The sequence below is a fragment of the Klebsiella sp. K-3 genome (genome assembly GCF_051207495.1).
Classification (GTDB): domain Bacteria; phylum Pseudomonadota; class Gammaproteobacteria; order Enterobacterales; family Enterobacteriaceae; genus Klebsiella; species Klebsiella aerogenes.
On sequence record NZ_JBPNXF010000003.1, the window covers coordinates 51,509 to 73,894 of the forward strand.

Consider the following 22,386-nt stretch of genomic DNA (forward strand, 5'->3'; position numbering starts at 1 on the left):
CAGCTGCGGGTTACGCGCCTACCGGCACATCGTGCGCGGTGTTTTTCAGCGCCGGTCCGGTGTACTTCTCGATCTGCAGCTGCGACATCTGGCCACAGTTCCCCTGCGCCAGGCTGGAGGAGCCGACGTCAAAGGTCAGACAGTTGACGTTACCGTTTTTACACAGCGATCCCGGCTGTGACGGATCGGCCGGATCAAACCATGCCCCTTCGCTGATGCGCACCACACCTTCGCGAACGTTATCGGTAATCACCGCCCCGACCAGAATCTGCCCGCGATCGTTAAAGGCGCGAACCAGATCGCCTTCGCTGATGCCGCGCGCGCTAGCATCTTTCGGATGGATCCAGATGGCTTCGCGATCGGCCACCGCGTATTTCTTGCGCAGCGGCGTATTATCGAGCTGAGAGTGCAGACGGTTAATCGGGTGACCGGTATTGAGCGACAGCGGATATTTCTCGGCTTCCGGCCCGCGATACCACTCGTGCGGCGGCATCCAGGTTGGAATCGCTTTGCAGTCCTCGTAGCCCATTTTGGCGATGGCGTCAGAGTAGATCTCGATTTTCCCTGACGGCGTTCCCAGCGGGTTGAGCAGCGGGTTCTCGCGGAAATCGGCGAAACGCACCCACTGGGTGTTCTCTTGCGGGATCGGGAAGCGAATGTAGTTGTTGGAAGCCCAGAACATATCAAACGGCGGCAGCGCCACGCGAGCGTTGCGCGCCTGGGCTTTCATCTCGTCATACATGCCCTTCAACCACAGCATCTCATCTTTGCCTTCGGTAAAGGCCTCGTGCACCCCAAGGATCTCGGAAATCCCCGCAAAGACATCAAAATCGTTTTTCGCTTCGTTCTGCGGCGGCACGCACTGGCGCAGCGGGAAGACATAAAGCTGCGAATAGTCACCGCCCATGTCCATGTCGTTGCGCTCGTAGGTGGTGGTCACCGGCAGTACGATGTCCGCGTGTTTCGCCGTCGCCGTCCAGTACGGTTCGTTCACCACCACGGTTTCCGGATGCTGCCAAGCTTTCACCAGGTTGTTGGTATCCTGATGCTGGTGGAAGGTGTTACCGCCCGCCACGTACACCATTTTAATATCCGGATAGGTGACTTTCGTGCCGTTATAGTCGATGGTCTTGCCTGGGTTCGCCAGCGCATCGGCGATGCGCGCCACCGGGAACGGCGTAATATCTTTCGCCGCCGGCGACGTTGGGCTACCGGCGGAAATCCCCGCCAGAATACCGCCGCGCGCGGTTGGGCTACCGCCGGAAGAGTAGTGATAGCTAAAGCCGAAACCGCCGCCGGGCAGGCCAATCTGCCCCAGCATGGCCGCCAGCGTCACCATCATCCAGTGGGCCTGTTCGCCATGATGCTGACGCTGGATGCCCCAGCCGCCCATGATCATGGTGCGATGCTTCGCCATATCTCGCGCCAGCTGCTTGATAGTCTCAGCATCAACGCCGCTGATATCCGCAGCCCAGTTGGCATCCTTGACGACGCCATCCTCTTTACCGTTCAGGTAAGCTTCAAATTTATCGAACCCTACGGTGTAGGTTTTCAGGAAATCTGGGTTATGCAGATTTTCTGCCAGCAGCGTATGGGCCACCCCCGCCATCAGCGCGCAGTCGGTGTAGCTGCGCGGGGCGATCCACTCGGCACCTAACTCACGCGCGCTGTCGCTGCGCACCGGGTCGATACAGATCATCCGGGTGCCCTTTTTCTTCAGCGCTTCAAAGCCCGTCTGGCCGACGTGATCCGGCAGGTTCCAGCTGTTTTTCAGCGTGATCATGGGGTTACAACCGATCATCACCACCAGCTCGCTGTTATCAATTACGTTTGGCCACGCGGTCTGCTGTTCGTAAACTTCAACAGAGCCGACCACGTGCGGCATAATCACCTGCGCCGCGCCGGTGGAGTAGTCACCGGAATAGCCGACAAAGCCGCCTGCCAGGTTCATCATGCGCTGCAGCAGCGTTCTTGGGTTGTGGAACATCCCGACGCTTTTCCAGCCGTAAGAACCGGCATAAATAGATGATGGGCCATGCTCTTTTTGCAGACGGCTGATTTCACCCGCCACCAGATGCAGGGCTTTATCCCAGCTGACGCGGACCCACTCATCGCGGCCGCGCAGTTCTGGCTTACTGTTTTTCGCCCCGCCTTCTAACCAGCTTTTACGCACCATCGGATATTTAATCCGGTTTTGGGCGTGAACCTGATACGGCGCCATAGTAATCAGTTCGTTGGGATACGGATCGTCTTTTATCGGGCGAACGTCAACCATTTTGCCGTCGCGAACGATGGCTTCAAACGCGCCCCAATGGGCGCCGGTGAGAATCCCGCTTTGCGCCTGGCGCAATGCGATAAACTGCGGCATCGCCTGGCTGATGGCCTCCGCCAGCGCCGAACGCGGCCACAGCCCCGCCAGCAGCGGCGCTGCCATCAGGGCGCTGGCGCCAGCCAGAAAACGGCGACGCGTCAGATTCATACCGGGTTCCTGGCTCTGATCCGCCATGTCATAATCGTTATTCTTTTTCATCATGGCTCCTTATTGTTTGTCCTGATTGGCCGCTGCTGGCATGTCGCTCGCATGTTTTTGTACGTACTGGGTCAGGAGACGAACCTGTTCCTGAGTCAGTGAAGTACGGCCGGACATACCTTTAACCACCCCAATCCACTGGTTGGCGTTAAAGCGATTCAACTCGGTCAGGCCATGACAGCCGGTACAGTTGTTAGCCATTAATTCAGAAGCGTAACTCCAGATTTTTTGCTGATCGCCAATCAGATTTTTCGCCGGCAGCCAGACCTGCAGATCGACTTCATGCCAGACCTGTTTGGTCTCTTCATCGGTAACGGAGCCAGACACTTTTAACGCTTTGCGGGCCTCTTCGCCCAGCAGCGCGCTCATGATGCGTTTGCCGCGCGCGGCGTAGAAGGCTTCGGTGACGCCATCCTGTTGCCAGCCATGAACATCCGCCAGCACCATGTCGCCTTCACGTTTCACCACTTTCACTTCAGTGGAGGCCATCAGGTTACCGTCGTTATGGTCGCCCGCTTTCTCGCTCAGCCAGAACGGCTGGGTCTGAATGGTGTAAAGGGTGGTCGCGGTCGCCGGGGTTTTCGCCGCCGCGTTAGCGAGCTCGCTCGCCCCTGCCGCCGCCAGGCCGCTCATGTTCGGCAGAATATGCGCCACGCCTTTATGGCAGTCGATACAGGTTTCACCCTCTTTGATCGCCACTGGGTGCTGCTTACGGGCTTCAGGGGTTTGCGCCAGAATATCCATCGCTTTATAGTCGTGGCAGGAACGGCAGGTCGCCGAATCGCTTTTCTTCAACCCATCCCAGACGCTCTGGGCCATCGCCAGTTTATGCGCCTCGTATTTTTCCGGGGTGTCGATTTTGCCGGTCATTTCACCCCAGACATCTTTCAAGGCGCCAATTTTGGTCAGCATATAATCGATCGGCTGATGAGGAACGTGGCAATCGGCGCACTCGGCGCGAATACCTTTATCGTTCTGAAAATGCACGCTGCCCTGATATTCCGCCAGAGGCTGCTGCATGGTATGACATGACACACAAAATTCGGTATCGCTGGTTTTATGCATAATAGTCGCGGTACCAGCCAGCAATACCACGCCAATAATGATCCCAACCAGCAAGGCGATAAATATAATTTTTCGCCTACCAGAGCGTTCCAGTGAAAGTTTACTCATCTTATTATTTAACCCTTTTCCTAAATGAAAGACGCAAAAGTCCCTGCCAGATGGCAATCGTTATATAAATAAATCTATAACGATTGCACTCACCTTCTAATCCAACTGTATTTATGGAGATTTTCGGAGCCAGGATAATCAGCCGGGGGTGATTATCCTGTGATTTCAGAGCGATAACCCATTGCAAATCCAATATGCCTTCGAGCAATACTCACGTTATTTTAATTATTTCAGTGTAGCGGCTTGTTCTTTTTTCGCGCGGTCAATACTACGAATGATAATTTCTCGCTGAGTATCATCCGCCGGTAACAGTTGCAGCATCAGCTGCCACGCCGCGATCGCTTTGTCATACTGCTGGTGCTCAAAGGCGTTAAACGCCGCCAGGCTAAGCACCCGTACATCGTTATGGTTATTCTTCAGCAACGTATCGAGCAGTTGCTGGGCTTCACGGCTATCGTTGGGATCCGTAGAGTGAAGTAACGCTTCGGTATATCCCAGCTGCGCATCGGCGTTGCCTGGCGCCAGCTGTCGTGCCTTATCAAACGCCTGTAACGCGGCGCCTGGATTATTGAGCACCAGCTGCAGCCTGCCGAGCATCGTCCAGCTCAGCTGGTCGGCCGGGTATTGCTGCAGGCGGGTGCGTAACCCCAGCGCCAGTCGAAACAGCTCTTCTTCCGACAACGGTTTACCCTGTGGATCCATCACCCGCTGCATCAGCTGCGGCGTTTGCTGGACAACTTGCTGCCACTCAACCACGCGGGTCATGTAACTCGTTCGGATAAAAACCCCTACGCATAAAGAGGTTAGTATAATAACCCCAAGAATATACACCCAATAACTACTATTTTTGTGATTCGTTTCGGCAGATTCGGGCAAATCTTCCAATAAATTCAAGCGTAAATCGTCAACCAGCTGCTGTTGCTGCGCCGCGTTCACCGCTGAAATGTCCTCATCAAGCTCCTGCAGGCGCGCTCGATAAATCATATGGTTCATGGTATTGCGGTCAACGCGCTGTCTGCCGCTCCACGGGATAAACAGCAGCGCCGCGGTTCCCAGCAGTAAAACCAACATGATGAGCAAAGCGACAATCATTTCAGGGTCCTTTTATTGTCATCAAGCAGCGCCTTTAGGCGTTCCTGTTCCTGCGCGCTCAGCTCGCTGATGCGTTCAGCCCGTGAGCGACGGCTTAAACGAAAAATCACCAGCGCGCCGCCCACAACAAAACAAGCCGGCAGCAGCCAGAGGATAATCGTCGCGGGGGTCACCGGCGGTTCGTAGGTCACGAAGTTGCCGTAGCGCGCCACCATGTAATCGGTGATTTGCTGATTGCTTTGTCCCTGCTCCATCAATTGCCAGACCTTTTTACGCATGTCGGCGGCAATCATCGAGTTCGAATCGGCAATACTGTTGTTCTGGCATTTCGGGCAGCGTAGCTGTTCGGTCAACTGGCGGAACTGCTGCTCCTGGGCTTCATCTTTAAATGGATAGGTATCAATCGCCGCCAGCGCCTGAAACGAGAGCAGCGCCGTCAGTAAAGTGATGAGAAGATATTTCACGCGCCCCCCTGCTGGCTGTATTTATTCCACAGCGGCAGAATCTCCTGCTGCCAGACCCGCTCGTTCACATCGCCGGCATGGCGGTAGCGGATAATGCCTTTGCCGTCGATGAGGAAAGTTTCCGGCGCGCCATACACGCCAAGATCCAGCCCCAGCATACCGTCGCCGTCAAACACCCCCAGCGCATACGGGTTGCCCAATTCGTGCAGCCAGTTCACCGCTTTCTGGCGATCGTCTTTATAGTTGATGCCAACGATGCGAATACCCTGCGCCGCCAGGGAGCGCAAATACTGATGCTCCGCCCGACAGGTGGGGCACCAGGTGGCCCAGACGTTAATCAGCACCGGTTTACCATTGATAATGTTAGAGGGATCCAGCATGACATCCGGTTTTTCCAGCGACGCCAGGCGGAAATCCGGCAGAGGCTTACCCACCAGCGCTGATTCAAGCACGGTAGGATCGTCCCCGTCGCTATTGCGCATCAGTTGCCACATCAGCGCCGCCGCCAGAATCAGGAAGATAGCCAGCGGTAAATATAAGACTTTGCGGTTCATCACGCGTTCTCCGGCAGTGATTTACGTAAGCGGTAACGTGGATCCAGGATGCACAGCACGCCGCCAAACGCCATTAACATCCCGCCGAACCAGATCCAGCGAACAAAAGGTTTATAGTACAAGCGCACCGCCCAGCTACCGTCGGCCAGCTCTTCACCCAGCGCAGCGTACAGGTCGCGCGCCAGCCCGCCGTCGATGGCGGCTTCGGTCATCTCCATGCGGCTGCTGCTGTAAATGCGTTTTTCCGCCCGCAGCGTACTCACGTGACGGCCATTTTGAGAAACTTCGATCACCCCTTCACCGCCGAAGTAGTTCGGCCCGGTTATATCCCGCACGTCACGGAACACAAAGTGATACTGGTGGATATCGACGCTATCGCCCGGCTTCATCCGCACGTCACGTTCGATGCTGTAATTCTGACTGAAGGCGATGCCAATGACGGTGACCACCAGCCCTACGTGGCCGGCGACCATTCCCCAGTGACTGCGTCCGAGGCGGGTCAGCCCGCGCCAGAAGGGGTGGCGGTCGGTGGCGCGCTCCACCACTTCCATCACGGTAAGCACGAATGCCCATAGCGACATCAGCAGGCCAACCACGGTCATGGCTTTAATACGATCCTGCATCAGCCACGGCAGTGCGATGGCCAGTACGATGGCAACCACCGCGGCAATCAGCAGCCGCTTACGCAGCTTGTGGAATTCATCGCGACGCCAGCGCACCAGCGGCCCGATGCCAAGCAGCAGCGAGAACGGGACCATCAGCGCAATAAAGAGGGAATTAAAGAACGGCTCGCCAATAGAAATGCTGCCTAGCCCCAGTAGCTTGTGTATCAGCGGCAGCAGCGTTCCCAGCAGTACCACCAGCATGGCGGCAATCAGCAACACATTGTTGCCCAGCAGCAGCGACTCGCGCGACCACAGTTCGTGACGCACCCGGGAGCGTACCTTGCCGCCTTTGATGGCGAATAACAGCAGCGAACCGCCGATAGTGATCACCAGCAGCGCCAGAATAAACATGCCGCGCGTAGGATCGGAAGCGAAGGAGTGTACGGAAATCAGTACCCCGGAACGCACCAGGAAGGTGCCCAGCAGGCACAGCGAGAACGCCAGAATCGCCAGCAGCACGGTCCAGGATTTAAAGCTGCCGCGCTTTTCGGTGACCGACAGCGAGTGAATCAGCGCCGTTCCCGCCAGCCACGGCATCAGAGAGGCGTTTTCTACCGGATCCCAGAACCACCAGCCGCCCCAGCCGAGCTCATAATAGGCCCATGCGGACCCCAGCACGATACCGACCGTCAGAAAGCTCCACGCCGCCAGCGTCCACGGGCGTGACCAGCGCGCCCACGCGCTATCAAGGCGCCCGGTCATCAGCGATGCAATCGCGAAAGCGAAAGCCACGGAGAAGCCCACATAGCCCATATACAGCATCGGCGGGTGGAAGATCAGCCCGATATCCTGCAGCATCGGGTTCAGATCGCGCCCTTCGATGGGGAAATCAGGTAGCGTGCGCACGAACGGATTTGAGGTCAGCAGGATGAACGCCAGGAAGCAGAAGGAGATCATCCCCATTACCGCCAGCACCCGCGAAGAGGCCTCCAGCGGAATATTACGGCTCAGGGCCGCGACCGCGCAGGTCCAGCCGCTCATCAGCAATACCCATAGCAGCAACGATCCCTCGTGGGCCCCCCAGGTCGCCGCTACGCGATACCACACCGGCAGCAGCGTATTCGAGTTACTGACGACATACAGAACGGTGAAGTCATTCACCACAAAGGCATACACCAGAATGAGAAACGCCCCGAGGATGGCGGCAAACATCGCTACCGACAGCGGCTTCGCCAGCGCCATCATCCGCGCATCCTGCCGCATCGCGCCCCAGGAGGGAAATAGCGCCAGCAGGCAGGAAATGCCCAGCGCCAGGCACAGCAGGAAGAGGCCGATTTCAGGGATCATTGCGCGGCTCCCTGTGGCTTCTCTGCCGGATGATGATTCTCTTCCATCGCTTCTTTCACTTCCGGAGGGGTGTAATTTTCATCGTGTTTCGCCAGCACTTCCTTCGCGCGGATATGCGTCCCGTCCTGCAGCGTCCCCTGTGCTACGACCCCCTGCCCTTCGCGGAACAACGCCGGCAGTATCCCGGTATAGCTCACCTCGACGACGCCGCGGGCATCATAGAGTTTGAAGGTCACATCGAGGGTTTTATCGTCACGCTTCACGCTGCCGGGCATCACCATGCCGCCGATACGTAGACGCTGTCCCGGCTCTGGCTTCTGGCCATTTTCCCGTTTGCCGTATATCACTTCGCCTGGGGTATAGAAGAGATCGATATTGGAGCTTAATGCATACATCACCAGACCAACGGTCAGCGCCAGCCCCCCAATCACTCCGCAGGCGAGCCAGAGACGTACTTTACGCCGAGGATTCACAACGCATCTCCCTTCATTGTGCTTTGCTTACGCGCCGCCGATACCCGCCGCTCGCGCGCCATCTGCCGGCGTATATCCGCCAGCAACGCCCGGCGCTGCCAGCGGGTGTGGATGAACAAAATCAGCAGCGCGATAACCGTCACTGCAACCGCCAGCCAGACATAAAAGGCGTAGCCGCCCATCTGCCAGAAATCGCTCCAGGAGTGAAAAGCGCTGGTCATGAGTTCTCCTCGCGCTTGCTAGCCCCAGCCAGCGCCACGACCCACGGACGGCGGCGCTCCTGCAACAGAATTAAATTACGCATACGCATTAATGTCAGAGTAATAAAGAGGAATAAGAAACCGAAAATGGTTAAACGCAAGGGCATTCGCATCGACGGGTCGATGGTTTTCTGCATATTGGTCGAGCCCTGATGCAGGGTGTTCCACCACTCCACGGAATAATGAATAATCGGCAGGTTGACCACCCCGACCAGCACCAGTATCCCGGCGGCGCGCCCGGCCAGCCGGCGATCGTCAAAAGCGTGATACAGGCCAATCACCCCGACGTATAAAAACAGCAGGACCAGTTCGGATGTCAGACGCGCATCCCAGACCCACCAGGTTCCCCACATCGGTTTTCCCCACGCGGAACCGGTCACCAGCGCAATAAAGGTGTAAACCGCGCCTGGCAGCGCCATCGCCATCACCGCTTTATCCGCCATTTTCATCTGCCAGACCAGGCCGACAAAAGCGGTCACGGCCATTGAGCCGTAAATCCCCATCGACCACATCGCCGCCGGAACGTGCAGATACATGATGCGATAGCTTTCACCCTGTTGATAATCTGCCGGGGCGTAGACAAATCCCCAGACGCAGCCCACCACCAGAAAAAGCGCGCTGAGGATAGCCATCAGCGGAATGAATCGTCCGCATACGCTATACAGGCGCTCTGGAATGGCGAGTTGATGTAACACTTTCCACATTTTTTTTGCCTCATTGCCCCGAGGGAACGGGAATTATTGCACGCTAATTCTGAGTGCCGCCGCGGTAGCAAACGGACTTAAGGTGGCGCTTCCCGCCAGAAAGGCGCCAAGAATGGCCATATAGCCGTCAACCGGCAACTGCATCTGCGCCGCGCCCACGGCGGCGGTGGCGAAAATCAGTAACGGAATCATCAGCGGCAGCACCAGCAGGCTCAGCAATACGCCGCCGCGCCGCAGGCCGACGGTCAGCCCCACGCCGATGGCGCCAATAAAGCTCAGCGTTGGCGTGCCCATCAATAGCGTCAGGGCCAGCACCTGCCACTCCGCGGTCGAAAGTCCGAATAACATAGCGATCAGCGGAGAGATTATCAGCAGCGGCAGCCCGGAGACCACCCAATGCGCCGCGATTTTTGCCAGCACCACCAGCGACAGCGGCACCGGCATCAGCATCAGTTGCTGCAGCGAGCCATCCAGCCAGTCATCGCGAAACAGCCGGTCCATTGCCAGCAGCGAAGAGAGTAACGCGGCCACCCACACAATGCCCGGCGCAATCTGCCGGAGCAGCTGCGGTTCAGGGCCGATACTGAGGGGGAACAAGGTGATAATAATCAGGAAAAACCACAGCGGGTTGATAATTTCGGCGTAATTGCGAAAGGCGAGGCGCAGGTCGCGCCAGAATATCTGCTTGATCATGCCGCGACCGCCTCATCGTCACTCAGCATAATCGTGCGTAAGGGAACGCACAGAGGGCGCAGAGGTTGATGGGTGGTCAGGATGACCGCACCGCCCTGGCTGACGTGCTGCTCCAGCCGGGTGGTCAGCGTTTGTACGCCTGCCGCATCGAGCGCGGTGAAGGGTTCATCTAAAATCCAGAACGTCGCGCGGCTGAGCCATAGTCTCGCCAGCGCGACGCGCCGCTGTTGCCCGGCGGAGAGTTGCGCTACCGGAACATCCTCAAAGCCCACCAGCTCAACCTGCGCCAGCGCCTGCCAGCGCGCCTCAATGGTCGCCTCAGGATGGTAAAAGCGCAGATTTTCGTCCGCCGTTAGCGCCCCTTTCACCCCCACCTGATGACCGAGCCATAAGAGCTGCGCATGCCAGCTATCGCGAATGCGCCGCAGCGGTTTGCCCTGCCAGAGAATTTCCCCTTCTTCTGGCGTCGATAACCCGGTTAAGAGATGTAATAACGAGGTTTTTCCCGCGCCGTTGGGGCCTGAAATTTGAATAATCTCGCCGGGCTGTACCGCAAACGATAAGTGGATAAAAAGGGTTCGTTCATCCCGCAGGCAGGCGATATTTTTTATTTCCAGCATCAGAAAGCAGGTCCAGTCCGGGCGTCAGCGCATTCAAGTGCCTTATTATAACGAAAGAAAACAATCTGTTTTGCTGAATGTATTAAAATTTTTATACCGGAACTAAGCGGGTAAAAATGCTAAAAACACATAATCGAACGTGCCAGTAGCGGTTGCATTTTCACCACTACCGGCATTCCCTTCTTTAGCGATGCAAGCGTAAAGTGCTGGCAATAGAGGATATTGCCGCAATAGCGCAGGCGAAGCCAAACACATAAACGGCAAACTGTGCGCCGCCTGGGCCGGTTAAGCCGTTCAACAGCGCAATGACCATCGCCACCAGCGCCGCACCGATGGACTGCCCTGTCGTCCTGGCCGTTGATAGCACGCCGGAGGCCGTTACCGTGCGATTTGCTGAGACATTGGCAAACATCTCCTTATTGTTTGGCGGCAGGAATAAGCCATACCCCACCCCGCAAACGGCAACGCGCCACAAGAAATCATTCACCGTCGCGGCGTGCGGCAATAGCGCCAACGACCCTAAGCCAAGACAAAAGATAACCACCCCGACGGTAGAAATTTGCGTCGGATTAAAACGGTTTGACAGTCTTCCCGCTACCGGGGCGCAGAAGGCGACAGCTACCGGCCACGGCGTAAAGATAAACGCCGATTCAAGTACTGAATAGTGATAGCTATGTTGCAACACAAACGGTAAGCCGACCAGCGCCATTCCCTGAGCCACGAACATAGAGACGGATGAAAGCACCGCAAAGCTATATTGCCGTGAACGAAATATATCAAGCGGCAATAAGGGGTGCTTTGCTCGCGTCTGGACGATAATAAAGAAGGCAATTAACGCCACTGACGCCGCCGCGCAATAGATAAGCGTCAGGCTCTCCCAGCGGCCAATTTGATCGACTGCCACCACCATCAAGCCCAATGCCGCTGCCGAACTCAGAGCCCCTGCCCAATCAAAGCCCTTCTCCTTTTCGTTATCCGCCCCTAATGAAATCAGGGAGAAAATAATCGCAGCGCCGCCAAGCGGGATATTGATATAGAAAAGCCACGGCCAGGAAAGATACGAAATGATAAGTCCGCCCAACGCCGGACCGATTGCCGTGCCAACCGCAAAGGCCAGCGCATTCAGCCCGAATATCGTTCCTAGCGCGCGAGGTGGAAAAATAACCCGATATAATCCCAGCCCCACGCTTATCATGACCGCATAACTTACCCCTTGTAGTATCCGCATGGTAACCAGTACGCCAAAGGTCGGCGCAAGGCTACAGCCCAGCGAAGAGAGCGTAAATAACACCATTCCCGCCGTGTAAAAACGCTTCTCACCGATTCTGCTGCCCAGCGACGCGCAAATCAGCATCGTCGCCGCGCTGGCTACCTGATAGCCGTTGGTGATCCAGATACTGGACGCCGAATCGACCTGTAACGCACTGGCAATGGTGGGCAATGCGATATTGACAATAGAGCTATCCAGCGCCGCCATCAGCACGCCAATTAATATGGCCGCGGCGGCTAAATAGCGCCTCGGCGCCTCAAAACCTTGATCAAGAGTACTACTACTTACCAACGACATATCCGCAGGTCCTTTATTAGAATGAAATTACGCGCACAGACTTTCGCTCGCGACGCTTGCCCCTTCGAGGTAGGTCAGCATCCCAAGCATAAGTACCTCCTCAGGCCGGGCGATAACCGGAGAGCGCGGCGTTTTCCACGGCTGCTTGCTGCCATTAATACGGATGCTCCTGAGGAAGCAGTAAGCGGTGAGGACATAAAAGCGATGACGCATATTCTCGCCCATTATTGGCAGCAGCCCGGAAATACCGCCAATTTCCGGAATTTCGCTGAGAATATTGCCGTAATCCTGTTTCGCCAGAACAAACATGAGCGCGTCAGACATCGGAACCATTTTCACTGCGTCTTCAACCTCGGCTGCCAGCTCATGCCAGAACGAAAAAGCAAAGCGCGAAAAGCCGAAAAGGGGATCGAGGCCACTGACGGAAAAATCAGGATCGATGAAATGAGTCAATGAACGTTCTTCGTCATAAAGCACGTTGCCAAAGTGAAAATTGAAATGAGCCTTTTCTACCGATCGGAATTCTTCACCACGCGCCATCTCGATCGCTTTTTCGATAACCTCTCTGGCGGTAATGCTAAAACGGACGCCATTCAGTAAAACCGGTTTATCAAACAGATCGTGCGCAAATCGCGTAGCTTCCCACTCCTCCTGCAACCTGGCTGGCATATCGCTGACCCGTGCAGGTTGGTTTTCTATCTCCAGTCCAATCGCGGTTTGGATGTTCTCCAGGGCATTCAGAACTATTTTGCGTCGCGCCGCGAGCGTTCTTTGTTCATCAAGCACGATAGCCGATAGCGGAAGTGAGGCTTTCTTTTCCATAACATAAAACTGACGTCCGGCGGCAACCCCCTCGTGTAACACCGGCACCATCAGCTCCGGGTAAAGAGCATGTAACGCGCGGATTTGCTCAACCTCAGCCTTTAGCTTGCTATTGAAATCAGGAGACATGGCGGTTTTCACCACAAAACCAGAATTTAAAAAATCAACGGTATGGGAACGTGTCATTTTTCAATCTCCTGAAAGGTCGCCACCGGTAGACCTTGGGCAATATTGCGCGCAACGGCGCGAACAACTGCGGTATACCCTACCGAATTGTTAACAAAGGACTGGATAATCACTTCGCTCAGATTCTGCTTCGCCAGATATGCGGGTCGAAGAATGAGTAAATGGTTAGCGTCAGAGAGAATTGTCGAACAGCGGCGCTCATAAGCATAAGCGCGTCCCCCAAGAGGCGACCGCGAGGCCATCACTACATGAGGATGCTGCTTGTTCACGCGCTCAATGGCAGCTTCAATTAAACCAGTCGTTAAAGCACCGTTATCTTCGACGATAAAGCGGTTAATCTGATAGCCAGGGGCATGAACTGGCGCGCGAAGCGACACCGTATTCACCAACGGCGCCCACGGCATAACTTTTTTCTGGCTCATGGCAATTTGCGAGAAGCTGGGACGCAGATTGTCGCGAGCATCCTGCATACGGCCTTCAAAGGAGCGAGTGCCAAGTACGCCATTCGGCGTATCTGGATGCACAATATCGGTTTCAACCGACACAATTTGCGAAGCGTTGCCATGGATAGCATTTAGTGCCTCAACCACAACACGTAATGAAGCATGCATCCCATTGGTCTGGCAGGAACCCAGACAGTACATACCAGAACTTACTACCTTACGCTGAATCGTACTGATATCGTCACTCGTCAGATCGCCAAGGCAGCCATAAATACTTTTTAGGCTATCAGCCTCAGCGACACCCAGAACTACATTGGCCAGCTCCTGCATGTTGCGAGCCACAGGACTGTGCTGATCCATATCCTGTTTGCTGGTGGCAATAAAACCGATATCAAAGCGCCCGTTAACGGGTGGGCACACTTTGGCTAAATCGCCAAAGAAGAAATGAATTTCACGACCGTCAATTTGCAGCGTATCGTCATTGATTATCTCGACCCGGGACTGGATGCCAGGTTGCGCCATCGCCAGACGCGCCACAATGCCATCAATCGGACGTAACTCCGGATAGTGTTTATCAGTAGCAGGCGGATTCGTTACTACGGTCTGCACCACGAAACCATCATTCTGCGGATCGTTTTGAATCAACAGATTTGCGCCAATCTCTGCACCACAGCCAACCAGTATTGCCTTTTTCACTTCATTCACCTTTAGCGTTATAAATTTATGTCAATGATTCAGAAATGGATTAATGCCAGGAAAAAAGTTTCAGGAACTCATTAACAGACATAGTCTCAAGCGCCGGGCCAGTGGTCAGGATATCGGCCAGTCTGTCCGCCCGATCGCGTAGCGGGCTGTCTGAAAGATTCAGATGGAATTTGGTTAGCAGTGCGTCAAAACACTCCTCACGACGGCGGACGTGACCAAGCGGATATTCAATAAGCTCGGCAATCTCCTCCGTCATTCCACGACATTTAATGTACAGCGCATTCGGGATCGCGCGTTTTTCTGGGTCGTAGTAGCTTTCGGTAAAAGAAGGACGTTCAGTGCAGGTAATTTTGTGGCGTAAGGCTTCCAGTTGCGGATCGCAGGCCAATGGCTCATGGAAATCCCTAATCGTCAGATTTCCAGTTTGTAGCCCTACCGCTACCATATATTGCAGGCAGTGGTCGCGATCGGCTGAGTTATTCAGCACACCTGATTTATCAATAATTTGAATCGCCGGACGCGTCGTTTCTACGCGAACATATTCGATTGATTCAGGTGAATAACCGGCGGCAAGTATTTTTTCACGCAGGTTAATTGCCGCCTCGACCGCGGTCTGAGCATGATATTCAGCAGGATTGGGAACTTTAAACAATATATTATTGATGACGAAGTCTGAGAGATCTCGCGTCAGGTTGAACGACTGACCGCGTAGCACCGCATCATCAAATCCCCAGCGTTTAGCCGTTAACGCCGTCGGATAACCCATCTCATCTGCCTGGGCAAACAGCGCCAATTGCAGTCCGCGAGCTGTGGCATCGCCGGCGGCCCATGATTTACGGGTGCCTGCATTAGGTGCATGTCGGTAAGTTCTGAGCGCATGGCCATCAATTATCACGTTGGAAAGCGCACTCAGCGCCTGATCCTTCGATAATCCCATGATCTGTGCAGCTGCAATCGCCGAAGCCACCTTGACCAGCACGACATGATCAATACCTAGCGCATTAAAACAGTTCGACAGGCACAGTACGCCATGAATTTCATACGCCCTGACCATGGTGTTCAGAACCGCCGCCATACTCACCTCTGGCTGGGCGCTATCGGAGAGGCTCCGCCACGCGGCAGCGGCCAGGATTGCCCCAAGGTTATCGGACGGATGTCCCCACTCTTGCGCAAGCCAGGTATCGTTAAACTCAAGCCAGCGGATCATCGAACCAATTTGAAAAGCCGCTTCGATTGGCCCTAACCGCAATGGCGTCCCCATGACCGGGACCCCCTGAGGGTTGCGACTGAATTGCGCGCTGCGCATGAGTCTGGAACAGTCGGCATCTGTAGAGGCGGCTATCGCGCAGCCAATTGAATCCAGCAGACAAAAACGCGCCATCCGGAGCGTCTCATTATTAAAGGCTGTTTGCTCGTAGGCATAATCAACCAGATCGATCATTATTTTATCAAACTCAGCGTGCGCCATGTTTTATCCCATAAACGAAATGAAGGTTTCATCAATACGAGTAATAAAGGCCAGAAAAGCGAGATAACTGAATACAAGAGGATGCGTAACCACTTGATTATAAAATGAATAATTGGCCTTACTGATTAAATCGTAATTGGCGCAGCAATAAAAAACCAGCGAATAAAATCGAGGTATTCATCGAAAAGATTGATACCTTAATGATATTCAACAGAGCATGGCTCATTGCAATGGAGATTCAGGACATACGAATTGATATACGAATAAGCTTATTGATGTCGAACGTCTTCGCTGTGACGCTCTCTGGCCAGCACTACCAACACTGGCAATTAGAAACATGATGACAAAACAAACGTCACAAATTATAAATACAATTGCAACATTAAACTAACTTTTAGCATGAGGTCTCAAATGAAGCTAAGTGAACTTCTTGCGTTCGTGACGGTGGTGGAGACAGGGAATATAACCCAAGCCGCAGAGCGCCTGAATCGAGTGCAATCAAGCATTTCCCACCGAATACGAAGTCTCGAGGACAACCTGGATGTCACCCTGTTAGACAGGAAAACCGAAGGATGCACTCCCACAGCGCAAGGCCAGATACTTTATGAGTATGCACTCAAAATTCTGAACCTGGCGGACGATTGCAAAAACAACATTTCCTACTCTAAAAGCAGTCAGTTGACGATAAGAGTTGGAATAATTGAATGTTTACCCCCCTATATTATTAGTTCCTTGATTGATTTAGGCCAGGAGCTGGGCTGGAACATCGACATATCAATCGGCAACACAATTAGTTTGCTCAGCGCCTTTGATAAAAACGAATTTGATGCGGTAATTATTGGCGCCGGATTTTCCAATACACAACATGCACGTTCCATATTGCTCTCAAGCGAGCTGGTAATTATCACCGAGAAAAATCAACCTCCCATTACTGATATCTCCAGTCTGGATGGCGAAGTCTTTTTGCTCAGTAGTAAAAAATGTGCAACGTCTACGCGCAACTTCAATGTGCTGTTCAATGAAGGCAATATCACGCCAAAACGTGTCGTTGAATGCGGATCTTATCCAGTGCTGTTCTCAAGCATTGCCGCGGGTAAAGGGGTATCGTTGGTGTTGCGCTGTTCTATTAGTAGTGAAGTTAAGAGCAAGATTAAGATTCATCAGCTCTCCGGGCAGTTCAATGACTTCAAAATAGAGTTGGTGTACCGAACAGACTGTGCCTATCTGGATATCGCCAAATTCACCGGTATGATGACCTCTGTGTTCCAGGATCCTCGGCTGCGCGATATCGGTTATTAACTAACTCATATGAACTGCATAAATTATGCTCGCACCACATTATAAAATACACCTACCTATTGAAGACGATCGGTAAAGGTGATTAGCGGGGATATGTTGTCATTCAAGGAAAATCTTGTAGAAAGCTACGGCTTTCATACTGATTAAGCAGTAAAGCGTGGGAGTGCATCTCATTGACGCATGCCTCCCACCAGAAATGCTGAATATTCAATCTGTCATCATGAGGGTTCGCGCAGGCTGACCAACCTTCTTTCCCGAAACTTTGCCAGAATCGTTTTCATCATTGGTACTTCGAAGTATTTGTATAAAAAAGCGGCGAAAGCAATTGACAGAACCAGAGCAACAGCGATAAGCCCTATTCCTTCAGCTAAATCAAACTTTCTCCCTGCCGTTAAATTCAAAAAATAAAACAGTACTAAGAAATGAACCATATAGAATGCATAAGAGATCTCTCCTAACCAAACCGAGGTTGGCGAATTCAATGCAGTTTTCCTGGTTTTCAAGTCATCGCCGGCAAAAGAGGTAATTAACAAGCAAACAGGAATGATAAATACGACACTCATACTAAATTGGTATGGAATATACATAGAAGCAATATACGTTGCCACCAGTAAGGCAAGTGATACCGTTTTCGACAACATAATTGCCCGGCCATTGATGAGTAGTCGTGCAGCAAACATACCGGCCAGAAACTCAAAAATTCGTGCCGGAGGGAAAATATACGAAATCCAGAAATGATGTTGAGAAATAGGGAATGCTCCCATCATTTTATTCGGTTCAGCCCACAGATAGATCGCAACCTGGACTGCTAACGATGTCATTGTGACCAACAACAGGGCAAGTAAATCATGCTTTGTCGGGATCGTCTTCATAATCCGGTAAAGGAATGGAAAAGAGAGATAAAACATCGCTTCGATGCATAAAGACCAACTCGGCCGGTTACCAACGAAAAAGTAATGTACATCGTTAAACCAGGTATTCACCAACAGCAGATTGGTCGACCATAATTTATATTGATAAACACTGACTGCACCAATTAAAAATGCAACCAACCATGTCAGGAAATGTGTTGGATAAATTTTAGCAAAACGCCGCAGATAAAAATCACCAACGGTATCCGTATCTTTCGCGGACCATACCATGATAAACCCGCTCAAAATAAAGAAGTATGACACTCCCAGCCAACCAGCTTTACCGACAATAACGGTATAGATATGTTGAATCGTCGGATTGGCGAATGGGGCGAGATCGCTGGGCAGTGATGCATGAAATAAAAAAACTAAAAAAGCAGCCCAAAACCTGCTTCCGGTGATGGAAGGAAGCTTAGGCCGCACTGAAAATGCTCCTGCCGCTATTGATTGCATCCCTGGCGTGATATGTGCTTCACCGTAAAGCTTATCACTACTCATTTCTTTTGTTATTACAGAACTCATTACACTCCTCCACAGATGGTATTTTTATATCACCAAGTTATTCTGAAATAGAAAGATGATTACTGGTATAAAAATTAATAACGGCAAAGCAGTATCGACTCAGATTAATGTCTATTACTCATCGGTAATAATGCAATATCCTGTGTTAAGCTTTTTAATATAACCAAAACCCTGCTGACCAAAATGCATACCGCCAACAAGAACTTGATCGGAGCTGGCCATCTCAAGGATGCGCGCACGCGTCTCCGCTGCCAACAGTGGATCATAATCAAAGGCGATAGTGACATCCGGCTTTAATAGCTGAATATGTGGGAAATGCACAATATCCCCCCAAATCAATAGGCTGTTATGACTCCCGACAATGCTATAGCCGGTATGTCCAGGTGTATGGCCTTTCAAGGGAATAGCACGTATGCCGGCAAGCACTTCACCATCATCAATTAACTGAAGCCGATCTTGATACTGTTTAAAAACGCTGCGCGCCAACAGGAAATTACCTTTAACGCGATCGCTGACCGTCGCAAACTGGTTATCGTCTTGCAGATAATCATATTCATCACGACTGATGAATAGCTCCGCGCGAGGAAATATAGCTTCTCCCTGAGCATTAACCAGGCCACCAATATGATCGGGATGAGCATGAGTGAGTAGAACGGCATCAATATCATCTGGTTGCAAGCCCAGTTTAGCTAAATTCTTAACTAAACCGCCCCCCCAACCTTTAATGCCACCAGCACCGCTATCAATGAGGATATTCTTCCCCTGCTGCTGCACTAAAAAGGTATTGATATGAACTGAATTTGGTTCCTCAGGACAGGATTTTTGCTGAATGGCCCTGCACTCCGTTTCATCTACATTTGCCAGTAGCCCGAAGTCAACCTGCAAGTAGCCATCGCTAACCGCAGTCACTAAGACATCCCCAAGGTCCTTCATTGGCAATTTTTCATTCATATTTTATCCTTTAATTTTTAGCGAAAATATTATTGGCTTGATAAAGGAAACAGCGAATTCTCGCCACAACGCCGATCCTCTCTTTAATTAACAAATCTACCTGATGTAAAAATTCATTCATCACCGGTTCGCTACGAAATATTTCTTGTCTGAGTTTTGCCTCGACATAAACCGGCGTACCATAGCCGATTTCAGCAGTGAGATAAGTAATGTGGATATTATTGTCTTTAGCTTGCAGTATCTCTTTGGCTAAATTTGCCAGGGCAATCGAAAATTCAGCAAAGGCGGCGGAATCCAACCGATATCTTGCTGATGTATATACAGTAATACTGGGCATTTAGAAACTACTCCTGCAACAGGTATTTTAGCAACGTGGAACTACACGGTATGGGTAGTCACCAGACGCATGCGTTTAATCACATCCGGATTAACCACCGTGCCCAACTCGGCATCACCACGGCGGAGTTTATCCACCCATTCCATTCCTTTGGTAACCTGACCAACGACGGTATAGTTTTGATCTAAATATCGAGCGCGGGTTGAGGTGATAAAAAATTGATGGCAAGCACTGTGCGGATTTCGCGATCTGGCCATGCCAATAGTGCCGCGTTCAAACGGCAAATGATTAATCTCCGCAGCCAGTTTTGGCATTACGCGGGGATCAAACCGTGTATTTTGTAGCGGCTCACCAGTTTGCGCCATAAACCCATCAATAACCCTGGAAAAAGGCATACCATCATAAAATTTAGACTGTACGAGTGTCTTAATCCGCGCCACATGATTAGGGGCAATATCAGAAAATAACTTTATCGTGACGATACCACTATCCAACTCCATCTCAATAGTATCATCTGCAGAACCTAGCCATTTTAACGCGGCAGGCAACGCGACGGCGCCCGCACATAATCCCAGGCAGCCGCCAATAAATAACCGACGATTCATATCATTTACTCCATTCTGGCGACAGAAATTACCGCCTGTCGCTGCATTTGCTCATTAGCCGCGCTGATTGGCCCCTTATCGCGGCATTGATCTATTAATGTGTTTACGCTTTCTCAATAAATGTAATGATCTCATCGGTAAGCGCATCCGGTTTTTCTAAATTAGGTAAATGTGAAGCGCCGGGGATAACATGTAATTCGGCATTACGCTTTTTCGCCAGACGTTGCGCGTAGTCTTGCGGAGTCAGCTTATCTTCCGCTCCCCTGACTATAACCGCACTAACGCCATGGATATCCATATTAGTCAAATCAGTATCGGCAATAGCTAAAGAACACCCGGAGAAAGCTTCGACCGTTGTATTGCGCAGCATTTTCCTCAGACCGTCAGCCTCAGGCGAGTCGATAAATTGCGGCGTGACCCAATTACTGATAATTCCTCTCTCAAGGTGCTCAAGACCATGCTGGAAAACATCCTCCGCCCTTGCGCGCCATAGCGAGGGCGGAGCGGCATTCACCAGCGAAGTATCAATAATCACCATCCCCTGTACGCGTTGCGGTAATTTGAAGCCAATCCATTGTGCTATCGTGCCGCCAATTGAAACACCGACGACATAAAACTTATTGATGTTCAGATGATCGACGACAGCAATAACATCATCGGCAAGATCTTCCATTGAAAAAGGCAACGCGTCGACGGCACTGAGCCCATGTCCGCGAATATCCAGGCGGACTACTCGATAACGCTCGGTTAATAGCGGCATTTGCAGATCCCAAAGATGCATATCCGTTCCTAACGAGTGAAGAAGAATCACTGTCGTCGCATTTTCTGGGCCCTGTACATCGACATGCTGAGTTAATTTCAGTGGTCGGATAAACATTTAAAATCTCCGTATGCTTATTTTTACTTTTATCATTGACTCCGGATGCCGGTACACAGGCTCAGACGCACGGTTATACCAAAGAAATGTTTATCTGTTTAAGCTATCCCGCAAGCGCACTCATCAGGAAAAACGTGAGGTTATTTCCCGCATTAACATCGGATAAATGTTCTTATCTTGTTAGTACTGCTAGTATTATTAGAGTAATTTAATCCTGTGCTCTAACGGATAATTTCGATATCGCTATCGAATTTGTTGATGTGGTAAAGCCCCCCAATTCCCACCTGCTACGCTTACTACTCCATTCCATAAAAAAGGCTCAACCATGAATATTGATTTATCGGGGAAAGTCGCAATGGTGACGGCATCCACGGCCGGCATCGGTTATGCCATTGCCAAAGGGCTGGCGACAAGCGGCGCTGAAGTGATAATCAACGGCCGCAGCGAACATAGCGTTAATGCGGCGATGGCGCGGCTGCAACAGGAGGTGCCGGGATTCAGGCCCTATCCCGCGGTGGCCGATCTCAGTGACGCCGCCGGGGTGAGTCAACTGCTGCAGGCGGTGAATGAAGTCGATATCCTGGTGAATAACGCCGGTATTTACGGCCCGCAGGACTTTTACGCCACCGATGACGCCACCTGGGAAAACTATTGGCAAACCAACGTGATGTCCGGCGTTCGCCTGTCACGCGCGCTGTTGCCCGCCATGGTGCGTAAAGGCTGGGGTCGGGTGGTCTTTATCTCCTCCGAATCGGCACGCAATATTCCCGCCGACATGATCCACTACGGCGTAACCAAAACCGCGCAACTGTCGCTGGCCCGCGGGCTAGCGAAATACGTCGCCGGCAGCGGCGTCACCGTAAACAGCGTGCTGCCCGGCCCGACCCTTTCTGACGGTTTTGCCGAAATGATGAAAGATGAGGTCACGCGAACCGGTAAGCCGCTGGAACAACTGGCGAAAGAGTTTGTTATGGCGCAGCGCCCCGCTTCCGTTATTCAGCGTGCAGCCTCGGTGGACGAGGTGGCCAATATGGTGGTCTACGTCTGTTCGCAGCAGGCTTCTGCCACCTCCGGCGCCGCGCTGCGGGTCGATGGCGGCGTGGTCGATGATATTGTCTGAATTATCCCGCTAAGCAGGGGGAGCAAAGCTCCCCTGAGATTGATGACAAACCTCATGC

The 22,386-nt window shown here is 52.3% G+C and carries 22 protein-coding genes; 2 read left to right on the top strand and 20 right to left on the bottom strand.

Annotated features, from left to right (window positions below; translation table 11 throughout):
- Positions 1-10 precede the first annotated feature (10 nt).
- From torA to ACSEMK_RS05335, 15 genes are all read right to left on the bottom strand, one after another.
- Positions 11-2,530: a trimethylamine-N-oxide reductase TorA gene (torA, locus tag ACSEMK_RS05265; protein ID WP_430914602.1), complete on the bottom strand. Its 2,520-nt coding sequence runs from the start codon at positions 2,528-2,530 to the stop codon at positions 11-13.
- Positions 2,531-2,539: 9 nt separating this feature from the next.
- Positions 2,540-3,703, bottom strand: a complete 1,164-nt coding sequence (locus tag ACSEMK_RS05270; RefSeq protein WP_006798114.1) for a NapC/NirT family cytochrome c — start codon at positions 3,701-3,703, stop codon at positions 2,540-2,542.
- A gap of 225 nt (positions 3,704-3,928) precedes the next feature.
- The gene (gene ccmI / locus ACSEMK_RS05275) at positions 3,929-4,795 is read right to left on the bottom strand and encodes a c-type cytochrome biogenesis protein CcmI (protein WP_316423517.1); all 867 of its coding nucleotides are present in this window, start codon (positions 4,793-4,795) and stop codon (positions 3,929-3,931) included.
- On the bottom strand, positions 4,792-5,259 hold the full coding sequence (locus tag ACSEMK_RS05280; protein ID WP_015370116.1) for a cytochrome c-type biogenesis protein: 468 nt from the start codon (positions 5,257-5,259) through the stop codon (positions 4,792-4,794). Before ACSEMK_RS05280 ends, ccmI begins: the two co-directional genes overlap by 4 nt.
- The gene (locus tag ACSEMK_RS05285) at positions 5,256-5,813 is read right to left on the bottom strand and encodes a DsbE family thiol:disulfide interchange protein (RefSeq protein WP_015370115.1); all 558 of its coding nucleotides are present in this window, start codon (positions 5,811-5,813) and stop codon (positions 5,256-5,258) included. The genes ACSEMK_RS05280 and ACSEMK_RS05285 overlap by 4 nt, the downstream gene beginning before the upstream one ends.
- Positions 5,813-7,765 carry a heme lyase CcmF/NrfE family subunit gene (locus ACSEMK_RS05290; RefSeq protein WP_430914603.1) on the bottom strand — a complete coding sequence of 651 codons (1,953 nt, stop codon included), beginning with the start codon at positions 7,763-7,765 and terminating at the stop codon, positions 5,813-5,815. Before ACSEMK_RS05290 ends, ACSEMK_RS05285 begins: the two co-directional genes overlap by 1 nt.
- Positions 7,762-8,238 (bottom strand): cytochrome c maturation protein CcmE, encoded by a 477-nt coding sequence (gene ccmE, locus ACSEMK_RS05295; protein ID WP_015703212.1) that lies wholly within the window; start codon positions 8,236-8,238, stop codon positions 7,762-7,764. The genes ACSEMK_RS05290 and ccmE overlap by 4 nt, the downstream gene beginning before the upstream one ends.
- Positions 8,235-8,459, bottom strand: a complete 225-nt coding sequence (gene ccmD, locus ACSEMK_RS05300) for a heme exporter protein CcmD (RefSeq protein WP_045378277.1) — start codon at positions 8,457-8,459, stop codon at positions 8,235-8,237. Before ccmD ends, ccmE begins: the two co-directional genes overlap by 4 nt.
- Positions 8,456-9,202 carry a heme ABC transporter permease gene (locus ACSEMK_RS05305; protein WP_045366782.1) on the bottom strand — a complete coding sequence of 249 codons (747 nt, stop codon included), beginning with the start codon at positions 9,200-9,202 and terminating at the stop codon, positions 8,456-8,458. Before ACSEMK_RS05305 ends, ccmD begins: the two co-directional genes overlap by 4 nt.
- Positions 9,203-9,235: 33 nt before the next feature.
- Entirely contained in the window at positions 9,236-9,895 is a 660-nt protein-coding gene (ccmB, locus tag ACSEMK_RS05310) for a heme exporter protein CcmB (protein WP_015370111.1), read from the bottom strand.
- Positions 9,892-10,515, bottom strand: coding sequence for a cytochrome c biogenesis heme-transporting ATPase CcmA (gene ccmA, locus ACSEMK_RS05315; protein ID WP_430914604.1), 624 nt, complete (start codon positions 10,513-10,515; stop codon positions 9,892-9,894). Before ccmA ends, ccmB begins: the two co-directional genes overlap by 4 nt.
- 184 nt (positions 10,516-10,699) lie before the next feature.
- On the bottom strand, positions 10,700-12,082 hold the full coding sequence (locus tag ACSEMK_RS05320) for an MFS transporter (RefSeq protein ID WP_087858651.1): 1,383 nt from the start codon (positions 12,080-12,082) through the stop codon (positions 10,700-10,702).
- A 27-nt stretch (positions 12,083-12,109) separates the two neighbouring features.
- Entirely contained in the window at positions 12,110-13,090 is a 981-nt protein-coding gene (locus ACSEMK_RS05325; protein ID WP_087858652.1) for a hypothetical protein, read from the bottom strand.
- Positions 13,087-14,229, bottom strand: coding sequence for a hypothetical protein (locus ACSEMK_RS05330; protein ID WP_113374602.1), 1,143 nt, complete (start codon positions 14,227-14,229; stop codon positions 13,087-13,089). Before ACSEMK_RS05330 ends, ACSEMK_RS05325 begins: the two co-directional genes overlap by 4 nt.
- 49 nt (positions 14,230-14,278) lie before the next feature.
- Positions 14,279-15,706 carry a bifunctional 2-methylcitrate dehydratase/aconitate hydratase gene (locus tag ACSEMK_RS05335; protein ID WP_045395151.1) on the bottom strand — a complete coding sequence of 476 codons (1,428 nt, stop codon included), beginning with the start codon at positions 15,704-15,706 and terminating at the stop codon, positions 14,279-14,281.
- 411 nt (positions 15,707-16,117) lie between these two features.
- Between ACSEMK_RS05335 and ACSEMK_RS05340 the strand changes: the two genes are divergently transcribed.
- Positions 16,118-17,005, top strand: coding sequence for a LysR family transcriptional regulator (locus ACSEMK_RS05340; RefSeq protein ID WP_047044392.1), 888 nt, complete (start codon positions 16,118-16,120; stop codon positions 17,003-17,005).
- 218 nt (positions 17,006-17,223) lie between these two features.
- Here ACSEMK_RS05340 and ACSEMK_RS05345 read toward each other — a convergent pair whose 3' ends face one another.
- From ACSEMK_RS05345 to ACSEMK_RS05365, 5 genes are all read right to left on the bottom strand, one after another.
- Complete coding sequence (locus ACSEMK_RS05345) at positions 17,224-18,438, bottom strand: acyltransferase family protein (RefSeq protein WP_087858655.1); 1,215 nt, start codon at positions 18,436-18,438, stop codon at positions 17,224-17,226.
- A gap of 114 nt (positions 18,439-18,552) precedes the next feature.
- Positions 18,553-19,389 (bottom strand): MBL fold metallo-hydrolase, encoded by an 837-nt coding sequence (locus tag ACSEMK_RS05350; protein WP_316424871.1) that lies wholly within the window; start codon positions 19,387-19,389, stop codon positions 18,553-18,555.
- Positions 19,390-19,399: 10 nt separating this feature from the next.
- Positions 19,400-19,726: a hypothetical protein gene (locus ACSEMK_RS05355; protein ID WP_316424870.1), complete on the bottom strand. Its 327-nt coding sequence runs from the start codon at positions 19,724-19,726 to the stop codon at positions 19,400-19,402.
- Positions 19,727-19,767: 41 nt separating this feature from the next.
- On the bottom strand, positions 19,768-20,331 hold the full coding sequence (locus ACSEMK_RS05360; protein WP_045395159.1) for a peptidylprolyl isomerase: 564 nt from the start codon (positions 20,329-20,331) through the stop codon (positions 19,768-19,770).
- A gap of 103 nt (positions 20,332-20,434) precedes the next feature.
- Positions 20,435-21,208: an alpha/beta fold hydrolase gene (locus ACSEMK_RS05365; protein WP_430914605.1), complete on the bottom strand. Its 774-nt coding sequence runs from the start codon at positions 21,206-21,208 to the stop codon at positions 20,435-20,437.
- Between the two features lie 325 nt (positions 21,209-21,533).
- Between ACSEMK_RS05365 and ACSEMK_RS05370 the strand changes: the two genes are divergently transcribed.
- Positions 21,534-22,328 carry an SDR family NAD(P)-dependent oxidoreductase gene (locus ACSEMK_RS05370; RefSeq protein ID WP_430914606.1) on the top strand — a complete coding sequence of 265 codons (795 nt, stop codon included), beginning with the start codon at positions 21,534-21,536 and terminating at the stop codon, positions 22,326-22,328.
- The last annotated feature ends 58 nt before the right edge of the window (positions 22,329-22,386 follow it).

What these genes read in the sequence shown, in the direction of transcription:
- ACSEMK_RS05365 (WP_430914605.1), bottom strand. Translation starts at nt 21,208, where the DNA reads ATGTTTATCCGACCACTGAAATTAACTCAGCATGTCGATGTACAGGGC.
- ccmI (WP_316423517.1), bottom strand. Translation starts at nt 4,795, where the DNA reads ATGATTGTCGCTTTGCTCATCATGTTGGTTTTACTGCTGGGAACCGCG.
- ACSEMK_RS05285 (WP_015370115.1), bottom strand. Translation starts at nt 5,813, where the DNA reads ATGAACCGCAAAGTCTTATATTTACCGCTGGCTATCTTCCTGATTCTG.
- ACSEMK_RS05340 (WP_047044392.1), top strand. Translation starts at nt 16,118, where the DNA reads ATGAAGCTAAGTGAACTTCTTGCGTTCGTGACGGTGGTGGAGACAGGG.
- torA (WP_430914602.1), bottom strand. Translation starts at nt 2,530, where the DNA reads ATGAAAAAGAATAACGATTATGACATGGCGGATCAGAGCCAGGAACCC.
- ACSEMK_RS05305 (WP_045366782.1), bottom strand. Translation starts at nt 9,202, where the DNA reads ATGTGGAAAGTGTTACATCAACTCGCCATTCCAGAGCGCCTGTATAGC.
- ACSEMK_RS05370 (WP_430914606.1), top strand. Translation starts at nt 21,534, where the DNA reads ATGAATATTGATTTATCGGGGAAAGTCGCAATGGTGACGGCATCCACG.
- ccmD (WP_045378277.1), bottom strand. Translation starts at nt 8,459, where the DNA reads ATGACCAGCGCTTTTCACTCCTGGAGCGATTTCTGGCAGATGGGCGGC.
- ACSEMK_RS05335 (WP_045395151.1), bottom strand. Translation starts at nt 15,706, where the DNA reads ATGGCGCACGCTGAGTTTGATAAAATAATGATCGATCTGGTTGATTAT.
- ACSEMK_RS05360 (WP_045395159.1), bottom strand. Translation starts at nt 20,331, where the DNA reads ATGAATCGTCGGTTATTTATTGGCGGCTGCCTGGGATTATGTGCGGGC.
- ACSEMK_RS05270 (WP_006798114.1), bottom strand. Translation starts at nt 3,703, where the DNA reads ATGAGTAAACTTTCACTGGAACGCTCTGGTAGGCGAAAAATTATATTT.
- ACSEMK_RS05345 (WP_087858655.1), bottom strand. Translation starts at nt 18,438, where the DNA reads ATGAGTTCTGTAATAACAAAAGAAATGAGTAGTGATAAGCTTTACGGT.
- ccmA (WP_430914604.1), bottom strand. Translation starts at nt 10,515, where the DNA reads ATGCTGGAAATAAAAAATATCGCCTGCCTGCGGGATGAACGAACCCTT.
- ccmB (WP_015370111.1), bottom strand. Translation starts at nt 9,895, where the DNA reads ATGATCAAGCAGATATTCTGGCGCGACCTGCGCCTCGCCTTTCGCAAT.
- ACSEMK_RS05290 (WP_430914603.1), bottom strand. Translation starts at nt 7,765, where the DNA reads ATGATCCCTGAAATCGGCCTCTTCCTGCTGTGCCTGGCGCTGGGCATT.
- ACSEMK_RS05325 (WP_087858652.1), bottom strand. Translation starts at nt 13,090, where the DNA reads ATGACACGTTCCCATACCGTTGATTTTTTAAATTCTGGTTTTGTGGTG.
- ACSEMK_RS05355 (WP_316424870.1), bottom strand. Translation starts at nt 19,726, where the DNA reads ATGCCCAGTATTACTGTATATACATCAGCAAGATATCGGTTGGATTCC.
- ACSEMK_RS05320 (WP_087858651.1), bottom strand. Translation starts at nt 12,082, where the DNA reads ATGTCGTTGGTAAGTAGTAGTACTCTTGATCAAGGTTTTGAGGCGCCG.
- ACSEMK_RS05350 (WP_316424871.1), bottom strand. Translation starts at nt 19,389, where the DNA reads ATGAATGAAAAATTGCCAATGAAGGACCTTGGGGATGTCTTAGTGACT.